The following is a 14,009-nucleotide window of genomic DNA, read 5'->3' as shown; positions in this document are numbered from 1 at the left end:
CGGTCTGTAGCACGGGCACGAGACCGCGGTATGGACGGAACGCTGAGCATCAGAGCCTTAACGGACGCCGATCGCGGCTCGGTCAAGGCCCTCTGGATCACCTGCGGGCTCGTGGTGCCGTACAACGATCCGGACGCCGACATCGATCTCGCGGCAGGCCGTGAGAACTCCGACATCCTCGTCGGGACCCTGGCCGATCACGGGGTCGTTGCATCCGCCATGGTGGGACATGACGGCCACCGCGGCTGGCTCTACTACGTCGCCGTCGATCCGGCCCATCGCGATGCCGGATTCGGGCGGGTCATGGTGCGGGCAGGTGAGGACTGGCTGCGCGCGCGCGGCATCCGCAAGGCACAACTCCTGGTGCGTAAGACCAACACGGCCGTGCGCGCCTTCTACGAGCGGATCGGTTGGGCCGAGAGCCCGCGCACCGTGATGGAGCGCTGGCTTTAGCCCCCTGCACCACCGAACAGTCGCGGGCGTCGAGGGCTGGAACATGGCCGGCTGAATTTCGGTTGAGGTCTCACGCCGCGCGAGAAAACCCCCATGCCAGCCTGCGAAGCTACCGGAACCGTTGACCCGCGCGATGCCGCCCGCGAAGCGGGTCTGCGCTACGTCGACGATTCGAAACCGGGCTTCACGCGCAAGCGCAGCGGGACGGGCTTCTCGTTCCGGGATACCGACGGCAAGGTGATCCGCGACGAGGCCGTGATCGCGCGCATCAAGAAGCTCGCAATCCCGCCGGCCTATACCGACGTCTGGATCTGTCCGCACGCCAACGGCCACATTCAGGCGACGGGCCGCGATGCGAAGGGTCGCAAGCAGTATCGCTACCACCCGGATTTCCGGGAGGCGCGAGAGGTGACGAAGTTCGAGCGGATCATGGAATTCGCCGACGCGCTCCCGGGCATCCGCGCTCGGATCGACGCCGATATGGGCAAGCGCGGCCTGCCGCGCGAGAAGGTGCTCGCTACCGTGGTGCACCTGCTGGAGAACACCCTGATCCGCGTCGGCAACGACGATTATGCCCGCTCAAACAAGAGCTATGGCCTCTCGACGCTGCGCGACCGCCACGTAAAGATCGAAGGCGCGGAGCTGACTTTCCGCTTCAAGGGCAAGAGCGGCAAAGAGTGGAACCTCTCGATCCGCGATCGGCGCGTCGCTCGGATCGTAAAAGCCTGCCAGGATCTGCCAGGCCAGGAGCTGTTCCAGTATCTCGACGAAGAGGGCGTTCGCAGGGACGTCACCTCGTCGGACGTCAACGCCTATCTGCGCGAGATCACCAACCGGGACTTCACCGCGAAGGATTTTCGGACCTGGGCCGGCACGGTGCTTGCCGCGCTGGCTCTGAAGGAGTTCGAGAGCTTCGACAGCGAGGCCATGGCCAAGCGCAACGTGCGCGATGCCATCGAGGCCGTCGCCTCCCGCCTCGGCAACACGCCGACGATCTGTCGGAAATGCTACATCCACCCGCAGGTGCTTGATTGCTACCTGGAGGGGGCGCTCCTGCTGCAGGTGAAGGAGGCCGTCGAGGACGAGCTGACCGAAGACCTCAACGCCCTCAAGCCGGAGGAGGCTGCCGTACTGGGCTTGCTGCGAAAGCGACTTGAAGATGCCGCGCGGCCTCGACAGCGGGTGACAGGGGCACGCAGGCAGACCTCTCCAGCGAGGGCACAGGCCTCGAAGCGCCGTCGTGCCGCGTGAGGAGGCGGCCCAGACGCGTACGGCCGGCAAGCCTCTCCTCACATTCGCCGCGATGTCATCGGCGGGGCCTCGCCGGCGTCAGCAACGGCGAGTGGCCTTCCCTCAATGCGACGCCGCGCGTCGCGGGAGATCGGCGTCGATCACCGGATCGAGGCCGAGCTGGCGGGCGAGCATCACGAGATCCTTGAGCCGGCCAGTCTGCGTTTTGCGGCGCAGGTTGAGCCGGTGCGTCTCGACTGTACGGACCGAGAGGGAGAGGCGGCGCGCCACCTCCTTGTTCGAGAAGCCGGCGCTGAGGAAGCGCAGCACCTCGGCCTCGCGCGGCGTCAGAGCCAGGACGTCCGGAGCGGACGCGTAGCCGTTGGAGCGGGCCTCGATGGTGATCTCGGCTGCAGCGCCGGCCAGTGCGAGGATAACGCCACAGACGTCGCGTGCCGGAGTTCCGCGCCCGACGAAGGCGTCGGCGCCGGCATCGAGCAGGTTGCGAAGGTCGTCCGAACCAAGCGACTGGAAGATCACGAGGATGCGCAGCGAGGGCTGACGGTGACGCAAAGCCGCGATCCGCTCGCAGGCCGCGGCAAGAAGTGTCTCGCGCACGCAGATCAGGGCGACAACGGTGTCGAGCGCGCCCGCACCGAGATCTTCTTCGCCGATCGTGCGCAGAGCCGGGGTATGTTCCAGTGCTGCCCGAAAGTTCGGATCGAACCCAAGAGGTTCATCGACGATCAGGACTTCGACCGTGTGGCTCATACCGCACTCCCCGTTACGCGTGCCGCCGCAATACATCGCGGCCGTATCGGGGTGCTCAGAACAAGAGTCGTTCCAGCGGTCTTGTGCAGTAAAGTGGTTCAAATCCGCAATACGACGTTGGGATTTGTGCCATTCTGATCCCGCGTTGGGACAGGTTGCATGGCGAAGAGTGAATAGTTCCAACGGCAGCGAAAAGCGTTCCAGGTTATCTCAGCATGCTTTGCTGAGTGGCTGCTCCGTGCCCGAGGCGACGACGCGGTTACGGCCTGTCGTCTTCGCTGCGTAGAGCGCGATGTCAGCGCGCTTGAGCAAGCCGTCGACCGTATCGCCATCCTGCCATATGCTGACGCCGAAGCTGCAGGACAGTGTCACAGGCCCCGTCTCGGCTGGGATGCGCAGGCCGAGGATCTGACGCCGCAGGCGCTCGGCGACTATCATGGCTTCATCGAGATCCCGCTCCGGCAGGATCAGCGCGTATTCCTCGCCGCCGAACCGGCCGGCGATGCCCTTGCCGGAGATCAACCCGGCCACCGCCTTGATCACCTCGTCGCCGATATCGTGGCCGTGGGCGTCGTTGATGCGCTTGAAGTGATCGATGTCCAGCAGGACCGCAGAGAGTTTGCCGGAGGTTTCAGCCTGGGTGACAGCCTCGTGCGCGCGGCTCATGAAGGCGCGGCGGTTCATGAGGCCGGTGAGGGGATCGGTCTCGGCGAGACGGATCAAGGTCGCCTGCAGGGTGGTGAGCCGCTCGGCAGCGCGCAGGCGTGCGTGAAGCTCCTCGGCGCTCGGCGGCTTCTCGATGAAATCGTCGGCCCCGCTGTCGAGGGCTTCGGCCAGCGTGTGCGTGCAGCGCGTCGAGGACATCACGATGATCGAGAGCGGCCGGTTCGCGTCGCCGATCAGGCGCGAGGCCCAGCACAGCTCCAGCCCGCTGATCGGCTTGACCTCCAGGCTGGTGATCAAGGCCTTCACAGACGGCTGGTTGGACAGATAGTCGAGCGCCTCGGAGGAATCTGTGAAAAGTTCGACCACGTGACCGCGCGGCTCAAGAAGCCCTGCGATGAGCTTCAGGACGACGCGGCTCGAATCGACGATTGCGATGTGCATCTCAGCCTGCAGTGATCGGTCCCGCCCGGCGGCAACCGTCCAGGCAGGATGACGGCAAGAGGTTAAAGCCTCCGCTCGTGAGATGCTCAACTTGAGATGGCGGGCAAAATCCGCAGCCGCAGCCGATGATTGACCTGGCGTTGGATGGCCCTTTGCCGCCCTTAGCGGTGCGGCACGGTCACCGAGATCACGCGCACGCCGCTCCGGCTCGGTTGGGCTGAAGAGGAGCCGACGGTCCACTGCCCTTGCCCATCGCGCGACGCATGCCGCACGGCGCTGCTTCCACGCCTCGGTGCCGTGTCGCGGCTGTTGATGACCGTCAGCGTCGGCTCCCCGGCCGGCGCTTGGCGGATGCCCGTGATGGTCGGGACGCCATAGGTGCCGTAACCCCAGGCCGGCGGCACGATCTCGTTTGGACGCGGGAAGCGCGTGAGGGGAGCGCCGATATAGGCGCCACCGATTGCTTCGCCCGCGAACCCGTATCCGCCGCCATAGCCGTAATCCTCGACGACGCTGAAGCGCTCGCCTGCCGTCGCGCCTGACGCGGCATAGGACGAGGCCAACATGGCAAGGCTGAAAAGCATGGGACGCATCGGAAAGGACTCCAGGCTCGATGCGAGGTCAATCACATCCTGCCCTAGCTCGTTCCGGAATGACCTGTCGCGCCAGTGAGGCAGAATGCTGACACGGGTCGCCCTCCCGTCGAAAGGACCGTCGTGGAAGCCCCTCTTGGCTCAGCGGCAGGTCGTGACGCGACGGACAATCCAACCCTCGCCCTCGATCCAGAGCCGCTTGCGGCTCTTGTTACAGATTGCCGACGCATCGTCATCCACAGCCACCGTCTGGGCCTGGACCGCCTCGGCCATTCTGGTGGGGCCGCGCTCGACGGGGGTCGTCGCCGCTAGCGCCGCACCCGTCGTGCAGCCGAGAAGAACGGCGCCCGAGAGAGCGGCCAGTGACCGTACCAACGTGATTGTCATCCTATCCTGCCCACGCGGCTTTCCGGCGCCGCGCCCTGTTCGTTCGATTTTTGCCGGAAACGCTCGGCCACACTTCTGACCAATTCCCAGCATGGCCGTTCGGTTTCAGGAAAACCTCGCGGGCGGCTGATTATTTGTGGCGGCTTCTGGCCGCGCCTGGCTCGCGGGTCGGGCTGCACAGAGATGATGTTTCGATCTTGCGAAGCTGTCCGGAATGGGACTACTTCCCGGACGTTCTCGATCGAGGCGGATCGGGCAGTTACCCTGGGCGATTTCCTTGTTTGAAATCGTTCAAAACCAGTGATCATCGGAACAAAACTGCCGCATCAGTGAAATTCGTCGTGATCACGACTGTCGACGTGGCAGCTTCTCTCTCCAAGGGTCCCGAAGAACGATGAATGCGTCGACCTTTTTGCAAGCCTTCACCATTCTGTTCCGTGAAGGACTCGAGGCGCTCCTGGTCATCGCGGCGCTGGCGGCCTTCCTGCGCCGGGCGGGCGCCGCGGAGCGGATCGCGCCTGTCTATGCCGGCGCGGCCGCGGCGGTGCTCGCGAGCGTCGCCATGGCCTGGGTGTTCGAGACCTACTACGACGGCATGCACAGTGACTTGTTCGAGGCGGCGGTGATGCTACTGGCAGCGGCGCTGATGTTCTACATGAGCGGCTGGCTGCTGCTGCGGCAGAATCCGAGGGCTTGGCAGGCTGATCTAAACCGCCTCGCCGAGAAGGCCCTGGGTGCCGGAACGATCCTCTCGCTGGCGGCGATCGCCTTCCTCGCCGTCTTCCGAGAGGGTGCGGAGACGATGCTGTTCGTCCATGCGCTGGCCAAGGGCGCCAACGGCTTCGACGCGAGCCTGCTCGCCGGGCTCGGGGCTGCCGTGATCGCGCTGGCAGCGATGTTCGTCGCGATGCAGTGGCTCGCCCTGCGCCTGCCGCTGCGGCCGATGTTCCTCGCTACCTCTGCCTTTCTGTTCGTGATGGCGCTGAAGATGGTTGGCGCCGCGATCCAGGAATTGCAGGAACAGGCTATCGTGCCGGTCCACAACGACGGCGTGCCGGAATGGGTCAGCACGCTCGGCCTCAACGGGAGCTGGGAGGCACTCGGTGCCCAGGGCGTGATCCTGATGCTCGCCGCGATCACGGGGCTTCTGCTGCTGCGCCGCGCCGGCCGGGACGAGCCTCGACAGGCGCGGGAGGCGGTCATCTCCTGACTACTCCTCCGGCGTACCGGCCGTGACCGAGATCATCGGCAGCGTGACCGTCTCCACGACGGTCACCGTCGGTGTGTGCAGCCCCGAGAGGGTCGCGGCGCCGAGGCCGAGGGCGAGGGTCAACGCGATCAGCGACGTCTCGACCCCACGATAGAACGTGTCCATGACAAGCCTCCGGCGATTCGGATCACACCCGATCGTCGGCCGGAAGCGGTGTCGAAAGCGTAACCGCGAGGAAGCCCGGAGGTCGGTGGTCGGTGCCGACCGGTTCCGTGCCTCAGTCGTCGCGGTAGACCCGCTCGCGGCGCTCGTGGCGTTCCTGCGCTTCGAGCGACAGCGTGGCGATCGGGCGGGCGTCGAGGCGCTTAAGCGAGATCGGTTCGCCGGTCTCCTCGCAGAAGCCGTAGGAGCGGTCCTCAATCCGCGCGAGAGCCGCGTCGATCTTGCTGGTGAGCTTGCGCTGGCGGTCGCGGGCCCGCAGCTCGATCGCCCGGTCGGTCTCGGACGAGGCGCGGTCGGCCAGATCCGGATGGTTCTCGTTCTCGCTCTGCAGCGCGCTCAGCGTGCCCTGCGCCTCGCGCAGGATCTCGCTCTTCCAATTCAGCAGCTTGCGCCGGAAGTACTCGCGCTGCCGGTCATTCATGAAAGGCTCCGTGTCGGAGGGCGTGTAGCTCTCGTCGATCGTCACCTTGGTCATGCCTTGCCTCACGCCAATCTCTGTCGGCTGCCGCGACATTTGGCGAGCGTATAATCGAGGGGGGCGAGCTTCACAACGCGCCACCACGAAGCCGAGGCTATCAATCCAAAAAGAAGTGACCATGCGGCAAACACGCCACGGTCGCATCGGCGAACAAACAGCAAATTCAAATCTGATCGATCTCGTGCGAGCCGCGGATAAGATTTTTCTTGTCATCGACCGGCGGGTTGATTTGACCCATACTGTCGCCGATTGTGGTATACATGGCCGCTGCAGCCTTCATCGCTGGGAGACTCGGCAGCGCCCAGCAGCCGAAGTCGCGAGCCAAGTCCAGCGGTCTCCCATCAGAACTGAAAATAAATAAACTCACGGTTCGCGTCGTCGCCAATTTTGAGGACGATGACAGTAAACAAGATGGCGAGACCAACTGCGAGCACCCGGCTTGCCGGTAGCCGATGGACGACGACCCAGGCGCTCGGGCCGATCAGCGCGATGGCGGCCGGCACGGCGAGCCCGCGCCAGCGGAACAGGGAGCCCATCGGAGCTTGCCCGAACAGTGCCTTGTACAGGCCGAGGGCGGCCTCGAAGCTCGTGGCGCGAAACAGGACCCAGGTGAGCACGACGAAGCTCATCGTCAGAGCCCAGCCGAGCAGGGCCGGCATATGGCGTCCGGTGCGGCGCCAGAGCACGCCGGCGCAGAGGCCGAGGCCGTGGGCGGCGCCCCAGGCGACAAAGGTCAGGCCGGCGCCGTGCCAGAGGCCACCGAGCGTCATCGTGGCGAACAGGGCGGCCAATTGCAGGGCGAGCCCGCGGCGGTTTCCCCCAAGGGCGATGTAGAGGTAGTCGCGCAGGAAGCGCGACAGCGTCATGTGCCAGCGCCGCCAGAAATCGCGCAGCGAGGTGGCGCGGTAGGGAACGTCGAAGTTCTGCGGCAGGACCAGGCCGAACAGCAGGGCGATGCCGAGCGCCATGTCGGTGTAGCCGGAGAAGTCGAAGTAGATTTGCAGGGTAAAGCCGAGCGTCGCCTGCCAGGCCTCGGCCATGGTGACGACGCTTCCGGCAGCTGCCTTCTCGAAGACCGAGTTTACCTGGAAGCTGAGCGGGTCGCTCAGCAGCACCTTCTTCGAGAGGCCGACGACGAGCAGGATGAGGCCACGCCCGATGCGCTCCATGGCGTCGGGGCGTGCATAGGGGCGCTCGTCGAACTGGTGCATGATCTCGCTCCAGCGCACGAGCGGGCCGGCGAGAACCTGCGGGAAGAAGGCGATGTAGAGCGCATATTTGACCAGCCCGAAGGCCGGCGCCCGGCCGGCCCTCAGGTCGGTCAGGTACATGATGTGGTGGAAGGTGAAGAACGAGATACCGAGCGGCAGCACCCAGTCGAGATGCGGCGCCGTCACGCCAGGCAGCAGGCTCACCAGGTCCGCGAAGAAGTTCAGGTACTTGAAAAGGGCCAGGACCAGCAGATTCGCACCGATCGCGAGCGGGATCAGCCACGAGACGGGGCGCGTCAGGAAGGCGCGCATGACGAGCCAGTTCATTCCGATCGAGGCCAGCATCAGCGGCACGAAGCGGATGTCCCACCAGCCGTAGAAGACGAGCGAGAGCAGGACCAGCACTGCCAGCCGCCAGTCCGGCCGGAATCGCTCGACCAGCGCGTGGAGGCCGAATGCAAGTGGCAGGAAAGCGAGAAGAAAGACGTGGGAGTTGAAGAGCATCGCCGCTGGATCGAGCGCGCGATGCGGGGCGCGTTGCGAACGTCCCCCTCACGCCGCGCCGTTGTCGAAGATCAGCCCCGCTAGGTCAACGGACGACGATCGGCCGGACCCTCGATTTCGCGTGACCGCTCTCCTGCGGCGATGCCTGCAGGCTGTGGGCCCAACCGTTTCGTTGTTGAAGAAGCGCTTTCCGGTTCAGCCCGGATTGGCCGAGGCGGGCAGCATGTGACCGAAGATCAGCGAGATCGGTTGGAGGTCTAACGGGATCAGGTGCCGCGCAGCGCTTCGAGCTTGGCGAGTTCCACGGCCGCGCGCAGCTCGATCTCGGCGACGAGCCCGTCGAGGCGCGGATCTCCGCTGGACTCGGCGCGATCGGACAGCCGCCTGGCGATAGCCTGCAACTCATGCGTGGCCACGCGGCCGCCGAGGATCGCAGCCTTGAGCCGGTCGAGGCCATCGAGAAGGTCGTGTCCGCGCTTGACCGAGCGGCGGCGGCGCTCGTGCGGCGTGTCCTCATTGCCCTGCAGGGTCAGGATGGCGTCGAGCCCGGCGAGCATTCCGGTCTGCGTCGTGGCGCTCGTTCCGGAGCGGGCCTGCTGCGCGTTATCCGTGAGGGAAAAGGCACGCGCGGCGTCGGCCCGGCGGCCGGCAGTGGCCGGTCCAGCAGCAGTGGCGGCAAAGCGTTGCTCGACGCGCATGATCCTGGCCGATGGGGAAGACAGGAGCCGTTGCGGCTCGACCCATCCAGTCATCCGGCCGCCGTGGTTAACCGTCGGTAAACAGCCCGGCAGAAGCTGCCGAGCCGGCAGGAACGGACGCACCCGGCGAGGGCGGCGATGTCCACGATGATTTAAGAAAGTCGATCAAATTCAGTGGTTTGCGGAAACGGCGCGGATGGCATGCCCCTCGCAAGAGAGGACTCGTCATTCACCTGAGTCCACCATGACCCCGCGTCCTGTTCGGCCCTCTTCTCTCCCCCTTCTGCGTCTGCTGGCGCTGGGTCTCGCCGTTTGGCTTTCGAGCCTTGGCGCAGCCTCGGCTCTGTCGCGGGTGAAGGATCTCGCCTCGATCGAGGGCGTGCGCCAGAACCAGCTCGTCGGCTACGGCATTGTCGTCGGCCTCAACGGCACCGGAGATACGCTCAACAACATCCCCTTCACCAAGCAGTCGCTGCAGGCGATGCTGGAGCGGCTCGGCGTCAACACGCGGGGCGCCACCATGCGCACCCAGAACCTCGCGGCCGTGATGGTGACGGCGAGCCTCCCGCCCTTCGCGACGCAGGGCAATCGCATCGACGTCACGGTGTCCTCGCTGGGCGATGCCAAGTCGCTCCAGGGCGGCACTCTGCTCGTCACGCCGCTCCTTGGCGCCGACGGCGAGGTCTACGCGCTGGCACAGGGCTCGGTCGCGATCGCCGGTTTCTCGGCGGAAGGCGATGCGGCCAAGATTACCCGCGGCGTGCCGACCAACGGGCGTATCTCGAACGGGGCGAATATCGAGCGTGAGGTCGCGTTCAAGCTGAACGATGCGCGCTCCCTGCGCCTGTCGCTGCGCAATCCCGACTTCACCACCTCGAAGCGCATCGCTGCCGCGATCAACGACTTCATGGGCGCCGACACCGCCGAGCCCACCGACCCAGCCACCGTCACCCTGCAGATCCCGGCCAAGTACCACGGCAACATGATCCGCCTGGTCACCGAGGTCGAGCAGCTCAAGGTCGAGCCGGACCAGACCGCCCGCGTCATCGTCGATGAGCGCTCCGGCATTATCGTGATGGGCCGCGACGTGCGGGTCTCCACCGTGGCCATCGCCCAGGGCAATCTCACAGTGACGATCACCGAGCAGCCGCAGGTCAGCCAGCCCGGCCCGCTCTCGAACGGTCAGACCGCTGTGGTGCCGCGCACCGCCCTGAAGGTCGATACCGGCGATGGTAACAAGCTCGCGCTGGTCCGCGAAGGCGTGACCCTGCGCGAGCTCGTCGATGGGCTCAATGCGCTGGGCGTCGGCCCACGCGACCTGATCTCGATCCTTCAGGCCATCAAGACCGCCGGCGCCCTCCAGGCCGACATCGAACTCATGTGATCCAGAAGGAGAGCCTGACCATGCTTCCTCTCGCAACCTTCGCGGCCTCCGCAGCGGTCGGCGTCGGCAAGGCGTTGGCCGGCGCGATCGCCAAGACCGGCACCGACACCATGGACACGGCCAAGGCCACCGCTCAGGCCAAGGCCAAGAAGACCGCCGATGACTTCGAGTCGATGTTCCTCGAGAACAGTCTCGAGTCGATCACCCAGTCGAGTGGTACCGAGGGCCCGCTCGGCGAGAACGGCACCGGCGGCGGCGTCTGGCGCTCGATGCTCACCAAGGAATATGCCGGCTCGATCGTGAAAAGCGGCGGCGTCGGCATCTCGAGCCAGGTCTACGGCGAGATCATGAAGATGCAGGAGGCCGGCCGTGCAGGCGCCTGATCCGCGTGCCGTGCGCATCCACGACAAGACTTCCGCCGATGAGTTCCTTGCCGGACTGATGGCGACGATGCAAAGCCTCGGCGTGGTGCTCGCCAGCGAGAGCGAGGGCGTGCGCGCCGGGCGCATTCGCGAGGCGATGGTCGACGGCCCGCGAAAGGCCGAACTCGCCTCCGCCTATCTGAACGGTCTGGAGGCCGCCAAAGCCAATGCCATCGCCCTGGCGCGGTTCGCGCCAAGCGGCATCGAGACCCTGAAGGCTGCCCATCGCCGCTTCACGGTAATTGTCGAGACCAACCAGACGGTGCTGGCCACGGCACGGACCGTCTCGGAGGGGCTGATCCGCACGCTGGCCGACGAACTCGGCAGGTCCGGAACGCCGACCGTATACGGCCGGCCCTCGACACCGCCCTCCCCTTACGGACGTAGCGCTGGGCGCGCGCCGCTCCTGCTCTCGCGCAGCCTGTAGTCCCTCAGCGGCGACCGGCGTCGATCCGCACGAAGGAGCGCATCGGGCCGGCACCCGTATCGGTGCGGGTGTCGATGGCGAAACGACCGTTGGTCGTACCAGCGCTGTAGGTGCGCGCGTCCGTGCCGACATCCGCTCCTGCGACGACCCGGCCCGAGACGCGGATGCAGGTGCTGGTGCCTGGGATGCGAGCGAAGCCCGGTCCCTGCTCCGGACATTTCTGCATTGCCCCCTCCGACGGCAGCGGCGCCCGCTCGAAGGCGGCGGCCGGCGTGGCAGCGAGAAGCAGGGCGAGCGGGCAGAGGCGGAGCATGGCGCGGGTTCCGGCGAAGACCGAGCGTGCCCCAAGCCCTAAACTCTGAGGCCGCCGACGCCTAGCGCCGCGAGGCCACAGGTCGCGGGTCATGAAAAAAGCCTCCGGGATGCTCTCCCGGAGGCTCGTTGCGTTGCTCAGGCGGGTGGCGTCAGTGGGCGACCACCGCGGCACCGTCTTCCTGGCCCGGCTTCTTCACCGGAGGGATCGGCTCGTCCCACTCGATCGCCTCGGGCTGGCGCACGAGGGCGTGGATCAGGACCTGATCCATGCGGGCGACGGGGATGATGTCGAGCCCGTTCTTGACGCTGTCCGGCACCTCGGCGAGGTCCTTGGCGTTCTCTTCCGGGATCATCACCGTCTTGATGCCGCCGCGCAGAGCGGCGAGCAGCTTCTCCTTGAGGCCGCCGATCGGCAGGACGCGGCCACGCAGGGTGACCTCGCCTGTCATCGCCACGTCGCGACGGACCGGGATGCCGGTGAGCGTCGAGATGATCGCGGTGGCCATGGCGATGCCGGCCGACGGACCGTCCTTCGGGGTTGCCCCTTCCGGAACGTGGACGTGGATGTCCCGGCGCTCGAAGAGCGGCGGCTCGATGCCGAAGTCGAGGGCCCGCGAGCGGACGTAGCTCGCCGCCGCCGAGATCGACTCCTTCATCACGTCCCGCAGGTTGCCCGTGACCGTCATCTTGCCCTTGCCGGGCATCATGACGCCCTCGATCGTCAGCAACTCGCCGCCGACCTCGGTCCAGGCCAGACCCGTAACCACGCCGACCTGATCGTCCGCGTCGATCTCACCGTAGCGGAACTTCGGCGGGCCGAGGAATTCCGGCAGGGTCTCGGGGGTACCCACGACGGTCTTCACCTTCGAGATCAGGATGTCCTTCACCGCCTTGCGGGCGAGGTTGGAGATCTCGCGCTCCAGGTTACGGACGCCCGCCTCCCGCGTGTAGCGGCGGATGAGCATCATCAGGCCGTCGTCGGTGATCGACCATTCCTTCTCGTCCAGGCCGTGCTTCTTGAGCGCGTTCGGGATGAGGTGGCGACGGGCGATCTCAGCCTTCTCCTCCTCGGTATAGCCGGCGATCCGGATGATCTCCATGCGGTCCATCAGCGGGCCGGGGATGTTCAGCGTGTTCGCGGTGGTCACGAACATCACGTTCGAGAGGTCGTAATCGACCTCCAGATAGTGATCGTTGAACGTGGCGTTCTGCTCAGGGTCGAGAACCTCCAGCAGGGCCGCCGACGGATCGCCGCGGAAATCCATGCCCATCTTGTCGATCTCGTCGAGCAGGATGAGCGGGTTCGAGGTCTTGGCCTTGCGCATCGACTGCACGACCTTGCCCGGCATCGAGCCGATATAGGTCCTGCGGTGGCCGCGGATCTCGGCCTCGTCACGCACGCCGCCGAGCGACATGCGCACGAACTCGCGGCCCGTGGCCCGCGCGATCGACTTGCCGAGCGAGGTCTTGCCGACGCCCGGAGGGCCGACGAGGCACAGGATCGGTCCGGTCAGCTTGTTCGCGCGCTGCTGCACGGCGAGGTACTCGACGATCCGGTCCTTCACCTTGTCGAGGCCGAAATGATCCTCGTCGAGCAGGGTCTGCGCGGCGACGAGATCCTTCTTGATCTTCGAGCGCTTGTTCCACGGGATGCCGAGCATCCAGTCGAGGTAGTTGCGCACGACGGTCGCCTCGGCGGACATCGGCGACATCTGGCGCAGCTTCTTCAGCTCGGCCGTCGCCTTCTCGCGGGCTTCCTTCGAGAGCTTGGTCTTCTCGATCTTCTCCTCGAGCTCGGCCAACTCGTCGCGGCCGTCCTCGTCGCCCAGCTCCTTCTGGATCGCCTTCATCTGCTCGTTGAGGTAGTACTCGCGCTGGGTCTTCTCCATCTGCCGCTTGACGCGGGTCCGGATGCGCTTCTCCACCTGGAGCACGGAGATCTCGCTCTCCATCAGCGACAGCACACGCTCGAGGCGTGCGGCGACCGTCGGGATCTCGAGGATCGCCTGCTTGTCGGCGATCTTGACCGCGAGATGCGAGCCGACCGTGTCGGCGAGCTTCGAGGGCTCGTCGATCTGCGTGACGGCGGCGACGACCTCGGGCGAGATCTTCTTGTTGAGCTTCACGTAGTTCTCGAACTCGGAGATCACCGAGCGTGCGAGAGCCTCCGCCTCGACGTGGTCGCCGAGATCATCGGACAGCGTCTCGGCCGTCGCCTCGTAATACTCGTCCGAGCGGACGAACTCCTCGATCTTGGCGCGGCCGGCGCCCTCGACGAGCACCTTCACAGTGCCGTCGGGCAGCTTGAGGAGCTGCAGCACGCTGGCGAGCGTGCCGATCTTGTAGATCTGGTCGGTGGACGGATCGTCGTCGCCGGCATTGATCTGCGTGGCGAGCAGGATGTGACGGTCCGCCTTCACGGCCTCTTCGAGGGCGCGGATCGACTTTTCGCGGCCGACGAAGAGCGGCACGATCATATGCGGGAACACGACGATGTCGCGCAGGGGCAGGACGGCATAGGAGCCCGTCGAGCCCGGGACGACCGGCTGGCGCGATTTCGACTGGGTCATGGGGTTGGCTTCCCTTGTGCTCTGACG

Annotated in this window: 17 protein-coding genes; 6 read left to right on the top strand and 11 right to left on the bottom strand. The window is 65.9% G+C overall.

What is annotated here, in order from left to right; genetic code table 11:
• Positions 1 to 30: 30 nt before the first annotated feature.
• Together MGN01_RS11115 and MGN01_RS11110 are read left to right on the top strand one after the other, a co-directional pair.
• Entirely contained in the window at positions 31 to 453 is a 423-nt protein-coding gene (locus MGN01_RS11115; protein ID WP_147046680.1) for a GNAT family acetyltransferase, read from the top strand.
• Between the two features lie 93 nt (positions 454 to 546).
• Positions 547 to 1,704 (top strand): DNA topoisomerase IB, encoded by a 1,158-nt coding sequence (locus MGN01_RS11110; protein ID WP_147046679.1) that lies wholly within the window; start codon positions 547 to 549, stop codon positions 1,702 to 1,704.
• Positions 1,705 to 1,806: 102 nt separating this feature from the next.
• Here MGN01_RS11110 and MGN01_RS11105 read toward each other — a convergent pair whose 3' ends face one another.
• The 4 genes from MGN01_RS11105 to MGN01_RS11090 all read right to left on the bottom strand — a co-directional run bounded on the left by MGN01_RS11105 (position 1,807) and on the right by MGN01_RS11090 (position 4,541).
• A complete protein-coding gene (locus tag MGN01_RS11105) occupies positions 1,807 to 2,454 on the bottom strand; it encodes a LuxR C-terminal-related transcriptional regulator (protein ID WP_174804577.1) in 648 nt (215 codons plus the stop codon).
• 210 nt (positions 2,455 to 2,664) lie between these two features.
• Positions 2,665 to 3,561 carry a GGDEF domain-containing response regulator gene (locus tag MGN01_RS11100; protein WP_147046677.1) on the bottom strand — a complete coding sequence of 299 codons (897 nt, stop codon included), beginning with the start codon at positions 3,559 to 3,561 and terminating at the stop codon, positions 2,665 to 2,667.
• 161 nt (positions 3,562 to 3,722) lie between these two features.
• The gene (locus MGN01_RS11095) at positions 3,723 to 4,154 is read right to left on the bottom strand and encodes a hypothetical protein (RefSeq protein WP_147046676.1); all 432 of its coding nucleotides are present in this window, start codon (positions 4,152 to 4,154) and stop codon (positions 3,723 to 3,725) included.
• A 141-nt stretch (positions 4,155 to 4,295) separates the two neighbouring features.
• Positions 4,296 to 4,541: a hypothetical protein gene (locus MGN01_RS11090; protein WP_147046675.1), complete on the bottom strand. Its 246-nt coding sequence runs from the start codon at positions 4,539 to 4,541 to the stop codon at positions 4,296 to 4,298.
• 394 nt (positions 4,542 to 4,935) lie between these two features.
• Here MGN01_RS11090 and MGN01_RS11085 point away from each other — a divergent pair, with 394 nt between their 5' ends.
• The gene (locus MGN01_RS11085) at positions 4,936 to 5,751 is read left to right on the top strand and encodes an FTR1 family protein (RefSeq protein ID WP_147046674.1); all 816 of its coding nucleotides are present in this window, start codon (positions 4,936 to 4,938) and stop codon (positions 5,749 to 5,751) included.
• Here MGN01_RS11085 and MGN01_RS23545 read toward each other — a convergent pair whose 3' ends face one another.
• The 5 genes from MGN01_RS23545 to MGN01_RS11070 form a co-directional block, all read right to left on the bottom strand.
• Positions 5,752 to 5,916: a hypothetical protein gene (locus tag MGN01_RS23545; RefSeq protein WP_170245941.1), complete on the bottom strand. Its 165-nt coding sequence runs from the start codon at positions 5,914 to 5,916 to the stop codon at positions 5,752 to 5,754.
• A 112-nt stretch (positions 5,917 to 6,028) separates the two neighbouring features.
• Positions 6,029 to 6,448 (bottom strand): RNA polymerase-binding protein DksA, encoded by a 420-nt coding sequence (dksA, locus tag MGN01_RS11080; protein WP_147046673.1) that lies wholly within the window; start codon positions 6,446 to 6,448, stop codon positions 6,029 to 6,031.
• A 166-nt stretch (positions 6,449 to 6,614) separates the two neighbouring features.
• Entirely contained in the window at positions 6,615 to 6,776 is a 162-nt protein-coding gene (locus MGN01_RS23540) for a hypothetical protein (RefSeq protein WP_170245939.1), read from the bottom strand.
• Between the two features lie 16 nt (positions 6,777 to 6,792).
• On the bottom strand, positions 6,793 to 8,166 hold the full coding sequence (locus MGN01_RS11075) for an MBOAT family O-acyltransferase (protein WP_147046672.1): 1,374 nt from the start codon (positions 8,164 to 8,166) through the stop codon (positions 6,793 to 6,795).
• Between the two features lie 266 nt (positions 8,167 to 8,432).
• Positions 8,433 to 8,864: a flagellar assembly protein FliX gene (locus tag MGN01_RS11070; RefSeq protein ID WP_147046671.1), complete on the bottom strand. Its 432-nt coding sequence runs from the start codon at positions 8,862 to 8,864 to the stop codon at positions 8,433 to 8,435.
• 244 nt (positions 8,865 to 9,108) lie between these two features.
• Between MGN01_RS11070 and MGN01_RS11065 the strand changes: the two genes are divergently transcribed.
• Genes MGN01_RS11065 through MGN01_RS11055 form a run of 3 tightly spaced genes read left to right on the top strand, consistent with a single transcriptional unit; the run spans position 9,109 to position 11,097 of the window.
• Positions 9,109 to 10,248, top strand: coding sequence for a flagellar basal body P-ring protein FlgI (locus tag MGN01_RS11065; RefSeq protein WP_147046670.1), 1,140 nt, complete (start codon positions 9,109 to 9,111; stop codon positions 10,246 to 10,248).
• A gap of 20 nt (positions 10,249 to 10,268) precedes the next feature.
• A complete protein-coding gene (locus MGN01_RS11060; RefSeq protein ID WP_147046669.1) occupies positions 10,269 to 10,631 on the top strand; it encodes a rod-binding protein in 363 nt (120 codons plus the stop codon).
• Positions 10,618 to 11,097, top strand: coding sequence for a hypothetical protein (locus MGN01_RS11055; protein WP_147046668.1), 480 nt, complete (start codon positions 10,618 to 10,620; stop codon positions 11,095 to 11,097). Before MGN01_RS11060 ends, MGN01_RS11055 begins: the two co-directional genes overlap by 14 nt.
• Positions 11,098 to 11,101: 4 nt before the next feature.
• Here the strand turns inward: MGN01_RS11055 and MGN01_RS11050 are convergent, their stop codons facing one another.
• On the bottom strand, positions 11,102 to 11,410 hold the full coding sequence (locus MGN01_RS11050) for a porin (protein ID WP_147046667.1): 309 nt from the start codon (positions 11,408 to 11,410) through the stop codon (positions 11,102 to 11,104).
• 151 nt (positions 11,411 to 11,561) lie between these two features.
• A complete protein-coding gene (lon, locus tag MGN01_RS11045) occupies positions 11,562 to 13,982 on the bottom strand; it encodes an endopeptidase La (protein ID WP_147046666.1) in 2,421 nt (806 codons plus the stop codon).
• Between the last annotated feature and the right edge of the window lie 27 nt (positions 13,983 to 14,009).

It is taken from the genome of Methylobacterium gnaphalii (assembly GCF_007992215.1).
Lineage (GTDB): Bacteria > Pseudomonadota > Alphaproteobacteria > Rhizobiales > Beijerinckiaceae > Methylobacterium > Methylobacterium gnaphalii.
The sequence above is the reverse complement of the archived record's forward strand: the minus strand, read 5'-3'. Positions and strand labels throughout refer to the sequence as shown.

Excerpts from the sequence above, each read along its gene's own strand:
- MGN01_RS11115 (WP_147046680.1), top strand. The coding sequence starts at position 31 with ATGGACGGAACGCTGAGCATCAGAGCCTTAACGGACGCCGATCGCGGC.
- MGN01_RS11110 (WP_147046679.1), top strand. The coding sequence starts at position 547 with ATGCCAGCCTGCGAAGCTACCGGAACCGTTGACCCGCGCGATGCCGCC.
- MGN01_RS11105 (WP_174804577.1), bottom strand. The coding sequence starts at position 2,454 with ATGAGCCACACGGTCGAAGTCCTGATCGTCGATGAACCTCTTGGGTTC.
- MGN01_RS11100 (WP_147046677.1), bottom strand. The coding sequence starts at position 3,561 with ATGCACATCGCAATCGTCGATTCGAGCCGCGTCGTCCTGAAGCTCATC.
- MGN01_RS11095 (WP_147046676.1), bottom strand. The coding sequence starts at position 4,154 with ATGCGTCCCATGCTTTTCAGCCTTGCCATGTTGGCCTCGTCCTATGCC.
- MGN01_RS11090 (WP_147046675.1), bottom strand. The coding sequence starts at position 4,541 with ATGACAATCACGTTGGTACGGTCACTGGCCGCTCTCTCGGGCGCCGTT.
- MGN01_RS11085 (WP_147046674.1), top strand. The coding sequence starts at position 4,936 with ATGAATGCGTCGACCTTTTTGCAAGCCTTCACCATTCTGTTCCGTGAA.
- MGN01_RS23545 (WP_170245941.1), bottom strand. The coding sequence starts at position 5,916 with ATGGACACGTTCTATCGTGGGGTCGAGACGTCGCTGATCGCGTTGACC.
- dksA (WP_147046673.1), bottom strand. The coding sequence starts at position 6,448 with ATGACCAAGGTGACGATCGACGAGAGCTACACGCCCTCCGACACGGAG.
- MGN01_RS11075 (WP_147046672.1), bottom strand. The coding sequence starts at position 8,166 with ATGCTCTTCAACTCCCACGTCTTTCTTCTCGCTTTCCTGCCACTTGCA.
- MGN01_RS11070 (WP_147046671.1), bottom strand. The coding sequence starts at position 8,864 with ATGCGCGTCGAGCAACGCTTTGCCGCCACTGCTGCTGGACCGGCCACT.
- MGN01_RS11065 (WP_147046670.1), top strand. The coding sequence starts at position 9,109 with ATGACCCCGCGTCCTGTTCGGCCCTCTTCTCTCCCCCTTCTGCGTCTG.
- MGN01_RS11060 (WP_147046669.1), top strand. The coding sequence starts at position 10,269 with ATGCTTCCTCTCGCAACCTTCGCGGCCTCCGCAGCGGTCGGCGTCGGC.
- MGN01_RS11050 (WP_147046667.1), bottom strand. The coding sequence starts at position 11,410 with ATGCTCCGCCTCTGCCCGCTCGCCCTGCTTCTCGCTGCCACGCCGGCC.
- lon (WP_147046666.1), bottom strand. The coding sequence starts at position 13,982 with ATGACCCAGTCGAAATCGCGCCAGCCGGTCGTCCCGGGCTCGACGGGC.